General features: G+C 69.1%; 17 protein-coding genes and 1 pseudogene. 8 read left to right on the top strand and 10 right to left on the bottom strand.

What is annotated here, in order from left to right; genetic code table 11:
* Window positions 1–289: 289 nt before the first annotated feature.
* Both ACZ6TD_RS46210 and ACZ6TD_RS46205 read right to left on the bottom strand, forming a co-directional pair.
* Window positions 290–439, bottom strand: a complete 150-nt coding sequence (locus ACZ6TD_RS46210) for a hypothetical protein (RefSeq protein WP_471348019.1) — start codon at window positions 437–439, stop codon at window positions 290–292.
* Window positions 440–514: 75 nt separating this feature from the next.
* Window positions 515–781, bottom strand: a complete 267-nt coding sequence (locus ACZ6TD_RS46205) for a hypothetical protein (protein ID WP_471348017.1) — start codon at window positions 779–781, stop codon at window positions 515–517.
* A 247-nt stretch (window positions 782–1028) separates the two neighbouring features.
* Here ACZ6TD_RS46205 and ACZ6TD_RS46200 point away from each other — a divergent pair, with 247 nt between their 5' ends.
* Window positions 1029–1199, top strand: a complete 171-nt coding sequence (locus ACZ6TD_RS46200; RefSeq protein WP_471348015.1) for a hypothetical protein — start codon at window positions 1029–1031, stop codon at window positions 1197–1199.
* 91 nt (window positions 1200–1290) lie between these two features.
* Here the strand turns inward: ACZ6TD_RS46200 and ACZ6TD_RS46195 are convergent, their stop codons facing one another.
* From ACZ6TD_RS46195 to ACZ6TD_RS46175, 5 genes are all read right to left on the bottom strand, one after another.
* Complete coding sequence (locus tag ACZ6TD_RS46195; RefSeq protein WP_471348013.1) at window positions 1291–2082, bottom strand: MerR family transcriptional regulator; 792 nt, start codon at window positions 2080–2082, stop codon at window positions 1291–1293.
* Between the two features lie 15 nt (window positions 2083–2097).
* The gene (locus ACZ6TD_RS46190) at window positions 2098–2859 is read right to left on the bottom strand and encodes an ABC transporter permease (RefSeq protein WP_471348011.1); all 762 of its coding nucleotides are present in this window, start codon (window positions 2857–2859) and stop codon (window positions 2098–2100) included.
* A complete protein-coding gene (locus tag ACZ6TD_RS46185) occupies window positions 2856–3665 on the bottom strand; it encodes an ABC transporter ATP-binding protein (protein WP_471348009.1) in 810 nt (269 codons plus the stop codon). The genes ACZ6TD_RS46190 and ACZ6TD_RS46185 overlap by 4 nt, the downstream gene beginning before the upstream one ends.
* 349 nt (window positions 3666–4014) lie before the next feature.
* Window positions 4015–4752, bottom strand: a complete 738-nt coding sequence (locus tag ACZ6TD_RS46180) for a hypothetical protein (RefSeq protein ID WP_471348007.1) — start codon at window positions 4750–4752, stop codon at window positions 4015–4017.
* 645 nt (window positions 4753–5397) lie between these two features.
* Window positions 5398–6390: an aldo/keto reductase gene (locus ACZ6TD_RS46175; protein WP_471348005.1), complete on the bottom strand. Its 993-nt coding sequence runs from the start codon at window positions 6388–6390 to the stop codon at window positions 5398–5400.
* A 122-nt stretch (window positions 6391–6512) separates the two neighbouring features.
* Here ACZ6TD_RS46175 and ACZ6TD_RS46170 point away from each other — a divergent pair, with 122 nt between their 5' ends.
* The 3 genes from ACZ6TD_RS46170 to ACZ6TD_RS46160 all read left to right on the top strand — a co-directional run bounded on the left by ACZ6TD_RS46170 (window position 6513) and on the right by ACZ6TD_RS46160 (window position 9650).
* Window positions 6513–7142, top strand: coding sequence for a TetR/AcrR family transcriptional regulator (locus ACZ6TD_RS46170; RefSeq protein ID WP_471348003.1), 630 nt, complete (start codon window positions 6513–6515; stop codon window positions 7140–7142).
* 367 nt (window positions 7143–7509) lie between these two features.
* The gene (locus ACZ6TD_RS46165; RefSeq protein WP_471348001.1) at window positions 7510–8202 is read left to right on the top strand and encodes a response regulator transcription factor; all 693 of its coding nucleotides are present in this window, start codon (window positions 7510–7512) and stop codon (window positions 8200–8202) included.
* The gene (locus tag ACZ6TD_RS46160; protein ID WP_471348000.1) at window positions 8199–9650 is read left to right on the top strand and encodes a HAMP domain-containing sensor histidine kinase; all 1452 of its coding nucleotides are present in this window, start codon (window positions 8199–8201) and stop codon (window positions 9648–9650) included. Before ACZ6TD_RS46165 ends, ACZ6TD_RS46160 begins: the two co-directional genes overlap by 4 nt.
* Window positions 9651–9942: 292 nt before the next feature.
* On the opposite strand, the gene ACZ6TD_RS46155 is transcribed toward ACZ6TD_RS46160, so the two are convergent.
* Window positions 9943–12093 (bottom strand): MMPL family transporter, encoded by a 2151-nt coding sequence (locus tag ACZ6TD_RS46155; RefSeq protein WP_471347998.1) that lies wholly within the window; start codon window positions 12091–12093, stop codon window positions 9943–9945.
* Between the two features lie 141 nt (window positions 12094–12234).
* Here ACZ6TD_RS46155 and ACZ6TD_RS46150 point away from each other — a divergent pair.
* The 3 genes and pseudogenes from ACZ6TD_RS46150 to ACZ6TD_RS46140 form a co-directional block, all read left to right on the top strand.
* A pseudogene (locus ACZ6TD_RS46150) lies at window positions 12235–12417 on the top strand (transposase); the annotation flags it as partial.
* Between the two features lie 138 nt (window positions 12418–12555).
* A complete protein-coding gene (locus ACZ6TD_RS46145; RefSeq protein ID WP_471358653.1) occupies window positions 12556–13536 on the top strand; it encodes a threonine ammonia-lyase in 981 nt (326 codons plus the stop codon).
* Window positions 13537–13614: 78 nt separating this feature from the next.
* Window positions 13615–14247: a DUF2461 family protein gene (locus ACZ6TD_RS46140; RefSeq protein ID WP_471347996.1), complete on the top strand. Its 633-nt coding sequence runs from the start codon at window positions 13615–13617 to the stop codon at window positions 14245–14247.
* A gap of 223 nt (window positions 14248–14470) precedes the next feature.
* Here the strand turns inward: ACZ6TD_RS46140 and ACZ6TD_RS46135 are convergent, their stop codons facing one another.
* Both ACZ6TD_RS46135 and ACZ6TD_RS46130 read right to left on the bottom strand, forming a co-directional pair.
* On the bottom strand, window positions 14471–14596 hold the full coding sequence (locus tag ACZ6TD_RS46135; protein ID WP_471347994.1) for a hypothetical protein: 126 nt from the start codon (window positions 14594–14596) through the stop codon (window positions 14471–14473).
* Window positions 14597–14655: 59 nt separating this feature from the next.
* On the bottom strand, window positions 14656–15231 hold the full coding sequence (locus ACZ6TD_RS46130) for a helix-turn-helix domain-containing protein (protein ID WP_471347992.1): 576 nt from the start codon (window positions 15229–15231) through the stop codon (window positions 14656–14658).
* Window positions 15232–15348: 117 nt separating this feature from the next.
* Here ACZ6TD_RS46130 and ACZ6TD_RS46125 point away from each other — a divergent pair, with 117 nt between their 5' ends.
* Window positions 15349–16185 carry an EamA family transporter gene (locus tag ACZ6TD_RS46125; protein WP_471347990.1) on the top strand — a complete coding sequence of 279 codons (837 nt, stop codon included), beginning with the start codon at window positions 15349–15351 and terminating at the stop codon, window positions 16183–16185.
* The last annotated feature ends 4 nt before the right edge of the window (window positions 16186–16189 follow it).

Genomic DNA, 16189 nt, shown 5'->3' with positions numbered 1-16189 from the left:
CCGGGCGGTTCTTCGCCGCGACCTCCTTCCGGATCGACGCCTCCGCGGCCCTGCGGGCCCAGCCCGGTCGTACCTTGCCCCAACCCGGCGGCGCACCTCCGTGCGCCGGCGCTCGGCCGTCCGGCCTAGTGCCCACAACGGCTTCGTGCCCTCCGGCAACTCCACCGCGCGGCGGACGAAATCGACCACCATCTCCGGGTACTCATCCGGCTTCGGAAACCCGTCCATTCGCTGATAGGACTTCAACGCCAGCAGCAGAGCGAGCTGATGACCGTCGGAATCCATCCGCTCAGCCGCCCACGCCGCCTCTTGCCGGGTCGGCGCGAAGAACAGGTGCCAGCTCATGGGCGGTGATCAGCCGCTTGAACCGCGGATACGCGGTCTGTTCGATCGAGGTCACAATCCCGCCCCGGGCCCAGACGATGGTCAACATCACCACCAACGACACTGGACCGAACGGGTGACGGCCGAACCGGCCGGAACACCAAGATCAACTATTGGCGACTTTTCGGGCTCACCTCGGCGATACCCCCAGCTCGGTCGCACGGAGGAAGACGGCGACCTTGCCCGGCGTGTCGAGGGTGACCGGTAGTTGTGGGGCCGGGGTGTCCTCGCGGTCGGCCGCGGTGTGCTCGGGCATGAGGTCGGCGACGGCCGTGCGGATGGCGCTGCGGCTGACACCGTGCTCGCGGGCCTGGGCGGCGATGGACCGGCCGCCCAGGTACGCGGTGCGGACGAGTTCCTGGTCGTCGGCGACGACGCGGGGGGCGGCGGGTGTCATGGCCGGTCCAGGGCAATCCGGGCGCGGACCCGGTAGCGGCCCGCCGAGACGGCGGCGGGCGTCCAGGTCGCCGCCATAGACGGCGACCCGCTCCCGCAACCCGAGCAACCCGCGTCCGGCTCCCTCCGCCCGGTCGGCGGCCGGGTCGCTCGGAGATGCGCGCACCCTCACCCAGACCGACGCCCCCGAGGCCCCCGCCCACTTCACCGTCGACAGCCTGGAGGTCCTGGAGGCCACCCCGGCCCCCGTGCTCTACGACCTCGTACTGGAGCGGTTCGGGAACTACGTCGTTGTCTTCGACGCCGACCGCGACCAGGTCGCGGTGTTCACCGCGTCCGGCCGCTGGGTCGGCGAGGCCGCCAACCCCGACACGATCGGCGACCTCATCGACGCCTATGAGGAAGGCGACACCCGATGACGACCGCCCTCCCCGCGCAGCGCACCGTCCTGGAGAGGTTCCCCGCCGGCCACCCCGGCGGCTTCTGGCCCACCAGGCCCCTGATCTGCCTTCAAGGTGACGGCGGCTCAGTGTTGGGCCTGTCGGCAGGCACTCGCTCAACGCGGGTCCAGCCCCTCCAGCCCCTCTTCTCCAGGATCGCCAGGAGTCGCTTGGCGCCCGGTGAGGAGTTGGCCATGGTTGAGTCCAGCAGGTCGACGAACTGGTCGTCGAAGCCGTCGGCACCCACCTCGCCGGCCTCCTCAGCGCGAATCATCAGGCGCTCCAGGATGTCGGCGATCTCGACTATCCGCGGATCGTCGACCGGCCTGTCGAGTGCCCTGCTGAGAATGCTGTAGAGCTTCACCATGTCGGGGTTGTCCAACTCTTCGTGCTTCTTGGCGATCACGGCGTCGATCTGGTGCGGCACCTGGGCGGCGATCATGATCCAGGCGTCCCGCTCCATCTCGATGTACCGCTCCTCGACGCCGAGACCGCGCAGCCGGTCGAGGTAGTCCACGACGCTCTGCGGGAGCGCCAGGTGCTCCCCGGCGGCGAGCCGGGCGAGCCGTCTGCGGGTGCCCCGCAACCGCCGGATCTCGGCGCGCAGATCCTTGTCGATCTCCTGAACGCCGCCGGCGAATTCCTCCGGGCCGGCGTCGAGAAGTTCTTGCACCCTGGCCAGCGGCACGCCGGCATCGGCCAGAGTGCGGATACGGATCAGCCGCACGACCGCGGCAGCATCGTAGGTCCGGTAGCCGGACCGGTCGCGCTCAGGCTCGGGCAGCAGCCCGATCTTGTGGTAGTGGCGTACTGCCCGTACCGTCACCCCGGCGTGCGCCGCAAGCTGGCTGATGGTGAGCATGGGTCTCAGACTGCCTCAGGCAATCTTCCGGCGATAGGCGATCATCGCGCAGACGTACGCCACGACGAGGATGCCCACACACCACGCGAGCGCGATCCAGATGTCGTCGCCGACCGGCCGCCCTGTGAACAGAGCACGGATCGTGTTGACGATCGACGTCACCGGCTGATGCTCGGCGAACCAGCGCACGGGGCCGGGCATCGTCTTTGTGGGCACGAACGCCGAGCTGACGAACGGCAGAAAGATGAGCGGGTAGGCGAACGCACCCGCTCCCTCGACCGACGACGCGGAGAGCCCTGGGATCACGGCGAGCCAGGTCAGCGCCAGGGTGAACAAGAGCAGGATGCCGGCGACGGTGAGCCATGCCGACACTCCTGCCCCTGAGCGGAAGCCCATGAGCACAGCGACGCCCACGACGAGCACGAGCGCGATCAGGTTGGCGACCAGAGAGGTGACGACATGGGCCCACAGCACACCCGACCGCGCGATCGGCATGGACTGAAATCGCTCGAAGATCCCGCTCTTCACATCGGTGAACAGCCGGTACGCGGTGTAGGAGATGCCCGATGCGATGGTCATGAGCAGGATGCCGGGCAGCAGGTAGTTCACATACGAAACCGACCCGGTCTCAATAGCGCCGCCGAACACGTAGACGAACATCAGCATCATGGCGACCGGCGTGATGACGGTCGTGATGATGGTGTCCATGCTGCGCGTGACATGGCGCAGGGTCCGCCCCGTGAGCGCGGCAGTGTCGCTGAAGAAGTACGCGGTCATCCTCGTCCCTCAGTTGTCGTGCCGGTGGCGTCGCTCCTGTCGCCGCCGCCGATGACCGCGAGGAAGATCTCCTCCAGGGTCGGCTGCTTCTCGACGTACTCGACCTTGGCGGGCGGGAAGAGCTGCTTGAGCTCGGCGAGAGTGCCGTTCACGATGATCCGACCCGCGTGGAGGATCGCGATCCGGTCGGCCAACTGCTCGGCCTCGTCCAGATACTGCGTGGTGAGCAGCACCGTCGTCCCCCGGGCGGCCAGCTCCTTGACCGCATCCCACACCTCAATGCGCGCCTCGGGGTCAAGACCGGCCGTCGGCTCGTCCAGGAAAATCACCGGCGAATTCCCGATGAGGCTCATCGCGATGTCCAGCCGGCGGCGCATCCCACCCGAATACGTGGACACTCGCCGCGCGCCCGCCTCACTCAGCGAAAAACGCCTCAGCAGGTCATTCGCGATTGCGCCCGGGTCCTTGACGTGACGCAGCCTGGCGACCAGGGCGAGGTTCTCCCGACCGCTGAGGATCTCGTCGACTGCCGCGAACTGCCCGGTGAGACTGATGGACTCCCGCACGTTCGCCGGTTGCGTGGCAACGTCGAAGCCATTGACGCTTGCCGCCCCCGCGTCGGCTTTAAGGAGCGTGGCGAGGATCCTCACGGTCGTGGTTTTGCCCGCCCCGTTGGAGCCGAGCAGGGCGAAGATGCTGCCCCGCGCCACCTCGAAGTCCACACCGCGCAGCACTTCGAGCTTCCCGTACGACTTCTCGAGACCCCGCACGCGAATCGCCGGACCGGCGATCGATTGGGCCGTCATGGTCAGCTGCCTCCTTCGCGGAGCTGTTCCAGGCGACTGCGCGGAAGCTCCTCCCGGAAGGATGGAGGGTTGACCCAGCGTTAAGGTCAAGCCGTTCCGACCACGGCATCCAGATCGCCGGTCGGTCAGACACATCGCAGCAATGACGGACCGCTCGCTCACAGCCTGTTCGGCCGCGAACCCGCCATACTCAAAGCCGCCGATGACGCACTCACGCGCGGGTTCCTGTGACTCCCCGTCCAGAAATCAGCGAACCCGCCCGCTTCGCCCGGCGGTCTCGTGGACATCAGTGAGACCAGTCTGGCCGCCGCGGCCGAAGTGGCGAGGCGGGAACCCCTGCGGCGCGCTGCTACTGCGGTCGCATCAGGTCCAAGTCCTCACCCCATGCGTCCAGCACCGCGCCGTGCCCGGCCTGCCGGGCCACTGCCTCGACACGGGTGAAGAGACGACGCTGTGTGGACACGTCGCCTGTCCCTGAGATGAGGTCCGCAGCGTCGAGCAGCATGCCGGTGTCCCAGCCGGGCAACGGGAATCGGGCAAGCTCCCATTCCAGATACTTGTTGTAGGGGCGGGGACGACGGTCGAGAGCGAAGAGCAACTCCAGCAGAAACCGGATGCTGTCGGCGGCGTCGAGCCGGGCCGCGAGCGCATATCCGTCGCGGTCGTTCTTGACCGAGCGGTAGAGGGAGTTGGCGTAGGCATCGAGCCATTCGCCTGCCCCTCGGAAGGCTTCGTCGGCGTCGAGCTGTGCCTTGCTGGCCAAGATCTGGGCGATACCTCCGTCGAGCCGGTCGAGCACGACCCGGGCACGGGCGAGGGCGTACCGCTCGAAGCCGGGCATTCCGGCGGCGCGGAACTCGTCGAGGGAGAGGATGACGAGGTCGAGTTCTGGGGTGCGGTGACCCGCGAACCGGGTGAGAGCCGTCGTCGCGTCAGCTTTGAGCACGACGTACAGGTCGTGGTCCGAGTACTCGGTGGCCATGCCCTCGTGAGCCCGGGAGCCCTTGAGGACAAGGCCGACGACAGCTGAATCAGCGGCGGCGAGTTCGACAAACGCGTCGTAGGTGATGGGCCTCTGATCAGTCATTGGTGATCTCCGCGTTGTGATGACGGGTACGCCAGCTGGGCGGGTCCCGAGCGCATCGGGCCGCCCGCACCGTCTGCGGCGGCGCTTGGCCGCCGCCCGGAAGATCAACGCACACGCGGACACTACCGTCCGGCCAGCCGAAAGGTCTCGCATTCGGCCGCCTCGACGGCATCGGACGAGGTCTCACCTCGAACCTCACCGTCCCGGTCAGGCTCCCTGAAGACCCGAGGTTCAAGAGGCAACGGTTCGGCTGAAGTTCGACGGAACCCTTCTGCGGCTGCCTCCCCGGCTGGCTCAACTGGTCCTGGAGCACCTTGAACACGCCAAAGCCGTATGGGAGTCCAACCGTGCTGCAAGCACTACCCCATGGCTGTTCGTCGGTCTGAACCCGGCCCGCCCAATCCAGTCGCAGTACATCTACCTGAAGCTCAGGCGACTTGGACTGGGCGGCTTTGCAGGCCGGAACACCGCCCGTCTCGCGCTGGCGGCCGACGTTCATGGCCTCAATCCTTGCTGCCCTCACCGGGGCGCGCCGTGGCTGGTGCGCACGTGGGCACAGACCCCGGTCACAGCCCCGCCTGGGAGGGCATGCCGCCGCTGCTCGCCGCCGCATGCCCGGGACCGCCGAACTTGGTGTACGGGCTGTCAGTCGGTGTGGTAGCCAGCCATGATCGAGGCCGGGTAGCGGCTGCCTGCGGAGCCCTGGGGGAGGACCTCCCGGATACGGGCCAGGTCGGCCTCGGTGAGTTCTACGCCGGTGGCGCCGGCGTTCTCCTCCAGACGTGTGGCGCTGCGGGTGCCCGGGATCGGGACTACGTCCTCGCCCTGGGCGAGCAGCCAGGCCAGGGCAAGCTGGGCGGGGGTGATGCCCTTGGTGGCGGCGAGCTTTCGGAGCTGCTCGGCGGCGTTCAGGTTGTAGGCGTAGTTCTCGCCCTGCCAGCGCTCGTCCCAGCGGCGCATGTCGCCCTCGGGGTACTCGTCAGCGGGCTTGACCACGCCGGAGAGGAAGCCGCGGCCGAGCGGCGAGTACGGTACCAGGCCGATCCCCAACTCTCGCAGGACCGGCAGGATCTCGTCCTCTACTTCGCGTTCGAAGACCGAGTACTCGTACTGAAGGGCTGTGACCGGGGTGACGGCGTGTGCGCGGCGGATGTACTGCGGGCCGACGTTACTCAGGCCGAAGTACCGCACCTTGCCCTCGGCGATCAGGTCACCGACAGTGCCGGCGACCTCCTCGGCCGGTACGTCGGGGTCGGAGATGTGCTGGTAGAAGAGGTCGATGCGGTCGGTCTGGAGGTAGCGCAGGCTGTTCTCGGCGACCTTGCGGATGTTCTCCGGGCGGCTGTTGACGCCGCTCCCCGGCGTCTTGCTGGTCATGTCGAAGCCGAACTTGGTGGCCAGGATGACCTCGTCGCGGAAGTCCTTGACTGCACTGCCGAGCAGTGTCTCGTTGCTGCCGGTGCCTTGGCCGTACAGCTCGGCGGTGTCGAAGAAGTCGACTCCGAGTTCGTGGGCGCGGCGGATGGTGGAGATGCCGTCCTCGTCGTTCGAGGGGCCGTAGGCCAGGGACATCCCCATCACGCCCAGTCCGAGCGCGGAGACGCGCAGTCCCTGCTGTCCCAGGGTGCGGTGCTGCATGAGATCGCTCCTCGTGTCATGTCGGCAGCCCATAGCTGACCAAACCAAACTGTTCGGTTTGAACCTACGCCTGTCTGGAGTGCAACGCAAAACCGAACGGTTCGGTCGCCTATCCTGGGCTCATGCATCGCTCCACCAACCCTGGCCGGACCTCGGACGCCGCCATCGCGGGCGAGTCCGCCGACTCCACGCGCCAGCGGATCGTCGCCGCAGCCAAGGAGGAGTTCGCCCGGCACGGGATCGCCGGCGCCCGCGTGGACCGCATCGCCAAGCAGGCCAGGACGAGCAAGGAACGTGTCTACGCCTACTTCCGCAGCAAGGAAGCCCTTTACGCGCACGTCGCCGAACACGAGACGACCGCACTCATCGAGGCCACTCAGCTGGACCCGGCCGACCTGCCCGGTTATGCCGGCATCCTCTTCGACCACTTCACGGCACGGCCGGACCACTACCGCCTGATCATGTGGGGCCGCCTGGAGCTGGCCGAGCCCGCAGACAACACCACCAGCCCCCTCCAGGCCACGATCGCCGGCAAGCTCGACCAACTCCGCGACGCACAGCACATCGGGCTGCTCGACCCGGCCTGGGACCCGGTCGACGTCCTCGCCCTGATCAACCAGATCGCCATGACCTGGGCAGGTCAGCCCGAAATCGCCGCCGCTGCCGCAGACCAGGCCGTGGACCCCTCCATCACCGCCCGCCGCGCCGCACTGGTGGCCGCCGTCGAGCGCATGTTCCCTCGCTCGGACTGAGAACAACACCCAAACCGTTTGGTTTGACGCACACCTCCGGGTGTATCCGTTGAAGATGACCTGGTGGACGAACGCGCGGCCCGCTGGCGCGGGAGTGATGACGTCGAGCCCGCGGCCGGCCAGGCGGTCGGTGATTGGCCGTGGCCATCCGGATTGGCGGTAGCAGCCCTCGTCAACGGCTGTGCCAGCCAGGAGTTCGGCGACACCCGACAGACACGCCGTCCCGGGGTCAACCCCCGAAGGACTTCCGGAGCCGACCACTTAGGTATCCGTAAGAGCGCGGTCCCCAGCGACGCTCTAATCCTGGCCTCAGGTTGATCGGGGACAATGAGCGGCAAAAACATCGACTGGAAGGGGGCGGGCCGGCGTGCGGATCATGATCGCGGATGATGAAGCGGCCATCCGTGAGTCGCTGGAGCGGGTGCTCCAGGTCGAGGGTTACGACACCAGCACCGTCGCCAACGGTTTCGCCGTGCTCGACGGGGTCGTTGAGGCCGACGGCGACACGCTGGATCTGCTGATCCTCGACGTGATGATGCCCCGCCTCGGCGGGTTGGAGACCTGCCGGCGGTTGCGGGCCGCGGGTCGGGATCTGCCGGTGCTGATGCTGACCGCCCGTGACCAGGTCTCCGACCGGGTCACGGGGCTGGACGCGGGCGCCGACGACTACCTGCCCAAGCCGTTCGCCACCGAGGAGTTGCTGGCCCGGGTGCGGGCCCTGCTGCGCCGGCGCACGCCGACCGACGGGGAGTCGCAGATCCTGTCGTTCGCCGACGTCCGGCTCGATCCCGACAGGTTCGAGGCGTGGCGGGGCGGGCGGCCGCTGCGCCTGACCCGGACCGAGTTCTCCCTCCTGCAGGTCCTCGTGCGCAACGCGACCCGGGTCTTGACCCGCGACGCGCTGTTCGAGGCGATCTGGGGCTTCGACATGAGCGCCACCGCCAACAACCTTCAGGTATACGTGAGTTACCTGCGCCGCAAGATGGAGGCCGAGGGTGAGCCGCGATTGATCTACACGCTGCGCGGCCTGGGATACACGTTGCGGGAGACTCCTCCGTGAGCAGGCCCGACGGCCGGGAACCGCGCCGGCTGACCCGATGGTGGCGCCGGCGGTCCCTGCGGAGCAGGCTGACGGTGATCGCGGCGACGGCCATCGCGGTCAGCGTGTTCGTGGCCTTCCAGGTGGCCAGCGAACTACTGGGCTGGGAGCTGCAGGACAGCGCCAAGAATCAGCTGCGCGCCGACTCCCGCGTCCTGGCGACGAACGCGCAGCGCGCCGGTCTGGCGCAGGTCCAGCTTCCGCCGTATCCCGGATCCGGTCGGCTGGTGCGGGTCATCCTGCCCGACGGCTCGACCCGGACGCCGGCCGGCCAACCCGCGCTGCCCCCCGTCAGCGAGCACGCCGGGCGCGTGGCGCAGGGCGCGTCGGCCGACCTGATGGAGTCGAACGACAGCGACGAGGACGGCTACCTCATCTACACGCTGCGGGCGGGCGACGGCGCGGTCCAGGTGGCCCAGGTCGCCGACGACAGCCCGATCAACCAGTTCGGGTTCGGCATGCTGCTGATCGGGCTGCTCTGCGTGGTCGGCGGCGCCCTTGTCGGGCGGACCGTGGCACGGACCGGGCTGGCACCGATCGACCGGCTGACCGCCGCCGCGGTACGTGTCGCGCACACCCGGGATCTCGACGCCGACATCCCGGATGAGGGCGGTGGGGAGATCCGGCGGCTGATCCAGTCGATCAACGACATGCTCGCCGCGCTCCGGGACTCCCGGCGGGCCCAGCGGCTGCTCGCCGAGGACGCCGCCCACGAGCTCAAGACCCCGCTCACCAGCCTGCGCCTCAACGTCGAGCTGCTGATCCGGCTCGATCGGCGCGGCACCCTGGACAGCGCACTGCCGGCGGAGAGCCGGACCCGGCTGCTCAACGATCTCGGCGCCCAGGTGGCCGAGTTGAGCACCCTTGTCGCCGAGCTGACCGACCTGGCGCGCGGTGACGTCAGCGACGAGAACACCGAGCTGCTCGACCTCGCCGACGTGGTGGCGGCCGCCGCGACCCGGGCACGTTCCCGCACGCCCGACGTCGAGGTCGCGCTCGACGTGACCTCTGTGTGGGTGAGCGGGCGTCCCGCTGCGCTCGAGCGGGCGGTGCTCAACCTCATCGACAACGCCGGCAAGTGGTCCCCCGCGGACCAGCCGGTCCAGGTCCGGCTCCGTACCGAGGACGCGTCGGTGGTGCTCGAGGTCGACGACGCCGGGCCGGGCATCGACGCCGCCGACGTACCGCGGGTGTTCGACCGGTTCTACCGTGCCGACAGCGCCCGGGCGTTGCCGGGATCCGGTCTGGGGCTGTCGATCGTACAGCGGGTCGTCGACGCCCACGGCGGCCGGGCCACCGTCGCCCGCTCGGCACGCGGTGGCGCGCTGCTTCGGGTCGACCTTCCGGCCGCGGCCCCGCCCGCCCCGATCGCGCGGCTCACCGCCGGGGAGGACACCGCGGCGTGCTGACGCGCCCGGCGGCGCGGCGCAGGACAAGAGACGGCGGCCCTCGGGCATGGCCCCGCGCGGCTCACCGCCGGGGAGGACACCGCGGCGTGCTGACGCGCCCGGCGGCGCGGCGCAGGACAAGAGACGGCGGCCCTCGGGCATGGCCCCGCGCGGCTCACCGTCGGGGCAGGACACCGCACCGACCCCAGCCCCGGCGCGTGGCGCAGGACCAAAGGGCGGCGACCGTCGGACCCATGAAAAGATCCGGGACGGGCCTGGGTCCCCGTCCCGGATCTCGTCCGTGCCGCCGCGCTCACCGTTGCAGCGCGGGCTCCTCGTCGTCGGCGAACGACTGTTGACCGTCCGGCAGCTCCGCCGCTGGACGGGACAGCCGGCTCGGCCACCACATCCGCCGGCCGATCAGCAGGGTGAGGGCGGGCACCAGGACCGACCGCACCAGCAGGGCGTCGAGCAGCACGCCGAAGGCGACCAGGAACCCGACCTCGATCAGCATCACCAGCGGAAGTGTGGCGAGGACCGCGAACGTTGCCGCCAGGACCAGCCCTGCCGAGGTGATGACGCCACCGGTGGCCGAGAGGGCTTTGAGCATGCCCTTTCTGGTGCCGAGACGCACGGTCTCCTCCCGGGCCCGGCTGGCCAGGAAGATGTTGTAGTCGACGCCGAGCGCCACCAGGAACAGGAATGCCAGCAGCGGCACCGAATAGTCGACACCCTTGAACCCGAGGATCGTGTCGAAGACGAACACGCTGCCGCCGAAGGCCGCGGCGAATGAGACGATCACGGTGGCCATCAGGACCAGCGGGGCCAGGATCGCGCGCAGCAGCAGCCCGAGGACGATCAGGACGACGGCGAGCACCAGCGGGATCACCAGCTTCTCGTCGCGCTCGGTGGTCACCTCGGTGTCGAGGTTCTCCGCACTCGGCCCGCCGACGATCGCCTCCGCCCCGCTCACCGCGTGCACGGCGGTGCGCACCCGCTTGATCGTGTCGTACTCTGCGACGGTGTCCGGCGCGTCCTTCGGGAACACGGAGATGTTGGCCCAGCCACCGCTGGTCCGCTCCGGGATGGCCAGGGCCACACCGCGAGTGTCCTTGACGACGTCGAGCACCCGCTCCTGGTACGCCGGCCGCGCGAAGACCGTCATCGGCTGACCGCCGAGCTCCGGGAAGTGCTCGCGGAGAACGGTGAAGCCGGTGACCGACTCCGGCGCCGACAGGAACTGGTCCTGCTCCCGCAGGGCGCCGGTGTTGCCCGCCAGCCCGATGGCGAGCACGCCGAGGACTCCGAGCGAGCCGAGCGTCGCCACCCACCGGCGGCGGCCGATGGCGGCGCCGAGCCGTCCCCACAGCCCCGGCCTCTCCTCCACGGCCGTACTGAACCGCGGGATCGCCGGCCAGAAGATCCGCCTGCCGAGCACCACGAGCACCGCCGGGAACAGCGTCAGCATGGCCACCAGCGCGCACAGGATGCCCGCCGCACCGATCGGGCCCAACCCGCTGGTGCTGTTCAGGTCCGCGACGAGCAGGCAGAGCAAGCCGGCGACCACGGTGGCCGCGGACGCGACGATGGCCGGCGCCGCGGAGCGCAGCGCGTGGACCATCGCGACCCGGACGTTCTCATGGTGGTGCAGTGCCTCCCGATAACGAGCGATGAGCAACAGCGCGTAGTCCGTGCCGACACCGAATACCAGGATCGTCAGCAGCGCCGAGTTCTGGTCGTTGACCACAATGCCGAAGCCCTTGACGAGCAGGTAGACGGTCCCCATCGCGGTCAGTGCGGCCGCGCCCACGGCCGCCAGCGGGATGATCCACAACACCGGGCTGCGGTAGGTGAGGATGAGCAGGAGCGTGACGACGACGATGGTGGTGAGAAGGACCTGCACGTCGATGCCGTCGAAGACGGCGTCCATGTCGCCGTCGATCGCGCCCGGGCCGGTCACATCGAGTTCCAGGCCGGAGGGGCGGTCCTTCGCCGCTTCACGCAACGGGCCGACGATCTCCTCCGGTGCACCGTAGGCCGTGCTCACCTCGAGGGTGAACATCATCGCCTTGCGGTCGGTGGAGAGGCTCAGCGGTGAGCCCTCGCCGTCCTCACCGGCCGCCGCCGTCGCCTTCGGCGGGTACCGCTTGGCAAGGGTGTTGTAGTGGCGCTCGACCGTCGCGCGGTCGGCGTCGGTCATGCCGCCGGCGCGGTGGTACACGAAGACGAACGTGTTGCTGTCACCACCGGGGAGACGGTCGTCCAGCACCGCCACCTTCGTGGACTCGGCGCCGGCCGGCAGGGTGTCCACGGCGCTGTCGGTGGTGACCGAACTCAACTTTCCGCTCAGCGGCACCATGCCCGCCGCCAGCACCAGCCACAAGCCAATCACCAACCACGGCACCCACCGGCCCGCCAACCGACCGGCCGGCGCTTCCCCGGACGGCGCTGCGTTGACTGCCATCACTAGCCTCCTACATACGGGTTGCATCGCTTATTTGGATGCCTACTTGCTACTGAGCGAACCTGAGACGACTGTTAATGCGGTGCTCAGGCCGGTTGGCCGAACCATGTGTTCAGCACACGCACCAGCGTGGTGGCGTACGCCGAGGACCGCGCCCACGCCGAAAAGGCGATCGAGGCGTTCGCGAAGACCTACGGCGCCAAGTTCCCCAAGGCCGTCGCGAAGATAACCGACGACGCCGAGGAACTGCTGGCGTTCTACGACTTCCCGGCCGAGCACTGGATCCACTTGCGGACCACGAACCCCATCGAGTCGACCTTGTCCGGGTCGGCGCCCGCTTCGAGAACGGTCACCTCGTCGAACGCCCCGAGGAACCCGCCGCAGCGTGAGACAACTCAACCGGCCTACGACTCCTGGCAGTTGCTCATGGAACCAGCGCCGGTGACGCTACGCTGCTGTGCCGTGCAGGAGACGCGTCTCGACACTGCTCGGATCCGGGCGGCTCGCCGGGTGATCGACCCGGTTTTTCTCGACACTCCGCTGTACCGCTGCGAGGCGCTGGAGCCCGGCCTTGGGTGCAGGGTGAGCATCAAGCTCGAAACGGCGAACCCGGTCCGCAGCTTCAAGGCCCGCGGCACTGAGGTAGTCGCGAGCCTGCTCGCCGGCGATGCCTCGCGAGCCGCGGTGTGCGCCAGCGCGGGCAACCTCGGCCAAGCCCTCGCCTGGTCCGGCCGCGGCCGGGGCCTCGACGTCACCGTCGTGGCATCCCGCTTTGCGACTCGGGCCAAGCTTGATCGCATCCGCGCACTGGGCGCCAGGCTGGAGCTGGTGGACGGCGACCATGAGATGGCCCGCGAGCGGGCGGCGGCCATCGCTCGGTACGACGGCATCCGGCTGGTCGAAGACAGCCTGGACATCGAGACTTGCGAGGGCGCGGCGACCATCGGCCTGGAACTGGTGGACACCGCGCCGTCGTTCGACACCGTCCTGATCGCTCTCGGTGGCGGGGCGCTGGCCACCGGCGTGGGTCATGTGGTGAAGGCATTGGCACCCGAAGTCGAGGTGATCTGCGTCCAGCCGCTGGGGGCACCGGCGCTGACACACTCGTGGCGCCAGCGGCGTGTCGTCACCACCGACTCGACCAATACGATCGCTGACGGCGTCGCCGGCCGGTGCCCCATTCCGGCCGTCCTGGACGACCTTCTCCTGGTCGCTGACGACGCCGTCCTGGTCCAGGAGGCGTCGATCATCGCCGGTATGCGGATGCTCCTTGACCACGCCGGCCTCGTCGTCGAACCTTCGGCCGCGCTCGGCATCGCGGCGATCCTCGAAGACCGCGACCGCTTCGCCGGCCGGCACGTCGTCACCATCGTGTGCGGCAGCAACGTCGACGTAGACGCCTACCACCAATGGGTCGGCGCGGCTCCCATCCACAGGTCTTGACAATTGCTCTGCTCTTCCTCGCCCGTCGCACTACATCCTTGTCGGATCGTGGGTGGGTTGGTGGGTTATGGTGCCCGCATGAGCGGACGGTTCACCGGCTGGCCGGAGCGAGCCATGGACGTGTTGGCGCACCTGCAGGGCGAGCCATCACGCGTGGTGCGCGAGCAGTACCGCGCGGATCGCGAACGTCTCGTCCGGCAGCCGATGATCGCGCTGCTCAGTGATGTGGCGGACGTCGATCCCCGGTACGAGGACTTCTCTGTCTGGCACTACCGCACAAACTCCTGGTGGTGGCAGCATCAGGGCGCGGTGATCCGGCTCGGCCGCAAGATCGAGATCGGTCTGCGGTTCGACCTGGACGGCCTGCGGATCCAGGGCGCCTGGTGGTACCCCGACCCTGGCCAGGTCACCATGTTCCGCAAGGCCGTCGCCGCCGAGGGAAGCGGCCGCGAACTCTCGGCCATCGTCGAGGACTTGAAGGCGAAGGGCTACGACATCTCCGGGGACGTGATGAAGCGCCCCCCACGGGGTTATCCGTCCGACCACTCCCGCACGGTCCTCCTGCGCCACCGTTCACTGATCGCTGCCTATCCCCTCGGCTGCGACGAGTGGCTCCACACTCCTGAAGTGGTCGGCAAGGTCCTCGCGGCCGCCGGCGACCTCGACTCCATGCTCATGTGGCTGGTCCGTTATGTGAACAGCTCCGCCTGACTCGAGAAGAACCAGCGCCGACACACACCGCCCGGGAAACTGGCACACGTCACTGACAGGGGAGGGACGCGTACGGGACCCTTTCTCCCCAGGCCGTCACCGAGCTCAGACGCCTGCTCGCACAGGCGGCGTAGAGGGCGCCCTGAGCTCGGCCGCACGCAGCGCTGGCGTGGACGGCTCAGGTCCCGTCGCTGTCTGTCCTCTCCTTCTCGTGTCGCCATCATCAGGGCCTGGCCGCGGCGATGAAGAGCCGGGGGTCGATGGCGGCATCGGGATCAGGACTGCGGCGGATGTCGGTGTGCTCGCGGTCGAGGCGGTGAGTGTCGCGGAAGCTCGGCTGGCTGCTCATGCCCACGGGTCTGATGCCCGTCGCATGGACCGCTCCGGCCCGCTCGATTCGCTGAGGGGCTACGCGGGGCTGGGGGGCAGGTGGACGGTCATGATCAGGTGGCAGGTTTCGGTGCCCGCGCCGCGATAGGCGTGAGGGGTGTCGGCCTCGAAGGTGGCGGTCTGACCGGCTTCCACAGGGTGCTCGGCGCTGTCGACGACGAGTGTCATCCGGCCGGCGGTGACGCTGACGGTTTCGGTCACGCCCGCCTGGTGGGGGTGGCTGGGGTACTCCTCGCCGGGTTCGAGTGTCCAGCGCCAGACCTCGGTGGCCGCCGGGCCGCTGGTGGTCAGCATGAGCCGGGCCTCACTGCCGTGCTCGCCCTTCCACAGGGGCATGACGGCGTCGGCGCTCACCACCCGGACGCGTTCCTCGGCATGGCCCTCCATCAGGGCCGAGACGGAGACGCCGAGGGTGTCGGCGAGGCGGACCAGGGTGGCGAAGTTCGGGTTGCCCTGGGCCTTCTCCAGGCCGACCAGGGCCCCCTTGCTGACCTTGGCGCGGCGGCCGAGTTCATCCAGGGACAGCCCGGCGTGGGTACGGGCCGCGCGGACGTTGTGCGCCAGTGTCCGCAGGGCCGCCTCGGTCTCGGCCATCGCTTCACCCCTCCAGGGCGGTTCAGTGAAATGCACCACACGGTCGTTCAGTTGCTCAGAATAACGGTCGATGCGTTGTACGGTGCAGTCGTTCCATTGATAGTAAGGGATGTACCCATGATCGCTCTGCTGCTGGCCCTGGGCAGCTCCCTGGCCTACGGATGTGCCGACTTCCTGGGCGGTCTTGGCGCCCGCAAGGCGCACGTCCTGCGCACCGTGATGATCGCCGCCCCGGCCTCGCTCACCGTCGAGCTGCTGCTGTGGCCCTTCCTCGGCGCTTCCTTCGCCCCCGCCACCGTCGCATGGGGCGCGGCGTCCGGTGTGGCGTCGGCGGCCGCGTTCGCCCTGCTCTACCGCACGCTGGCGATCGGCCCGATGAACGTCCTGTCCCCGGTCACCGCACTGGTCTCGGCGATGCTGCCGGTCACCGTCGGGCTGGTGCAGGGCGAGCATCTGGGTCCAGCCGGGTTGATCGGCCTGCCGCTCGCGCTGGCGGCGGTGGTGCTGGTCAGCGCCGGACACGGCGCGAAGTCGGCCCGCCCGTCGCGCACCGCGTTGCTGCTGGCCTTCGGCGCCGGGGCCGCCATCGCCCTGCAGCTCGTCTTCCTGCACCAGGCGCCGTCCGACAGCGGCGTCGGCCCGCTGATCATCGGCCGCGCGGTCTCCTCCGCCGTCACCCTGGCCGCCGCCGGACTGCTGTACCGGCGGCTGGGCCCGGAGAAGCCGGCGTACGCGATCTCGGCGACGGCCGGCGTGCTGGACTCGGTGGCCAACCTGCTGTTCCTGCTCGCCGCACGCAGCGGTGACCTGGCCGTTGTCGCCGTGATCACCGCCCTGTACCCGGCCGGCACCGTCCTGCTCGCCCGCAGCGTGCTGACCGAGCGCATCCACCGCGGGCAGCTGATCGGCCTGGGCACCGCCGCCGTCGCCGTCAGCCTCCTCGCCCTTACCTGACCCC

Source organism: Streptomyces yongxingensis, from assembly GCF_055597465.1.
This window is presented reverse-complemented; position numbering and strand designations above follow the sequence as displayed.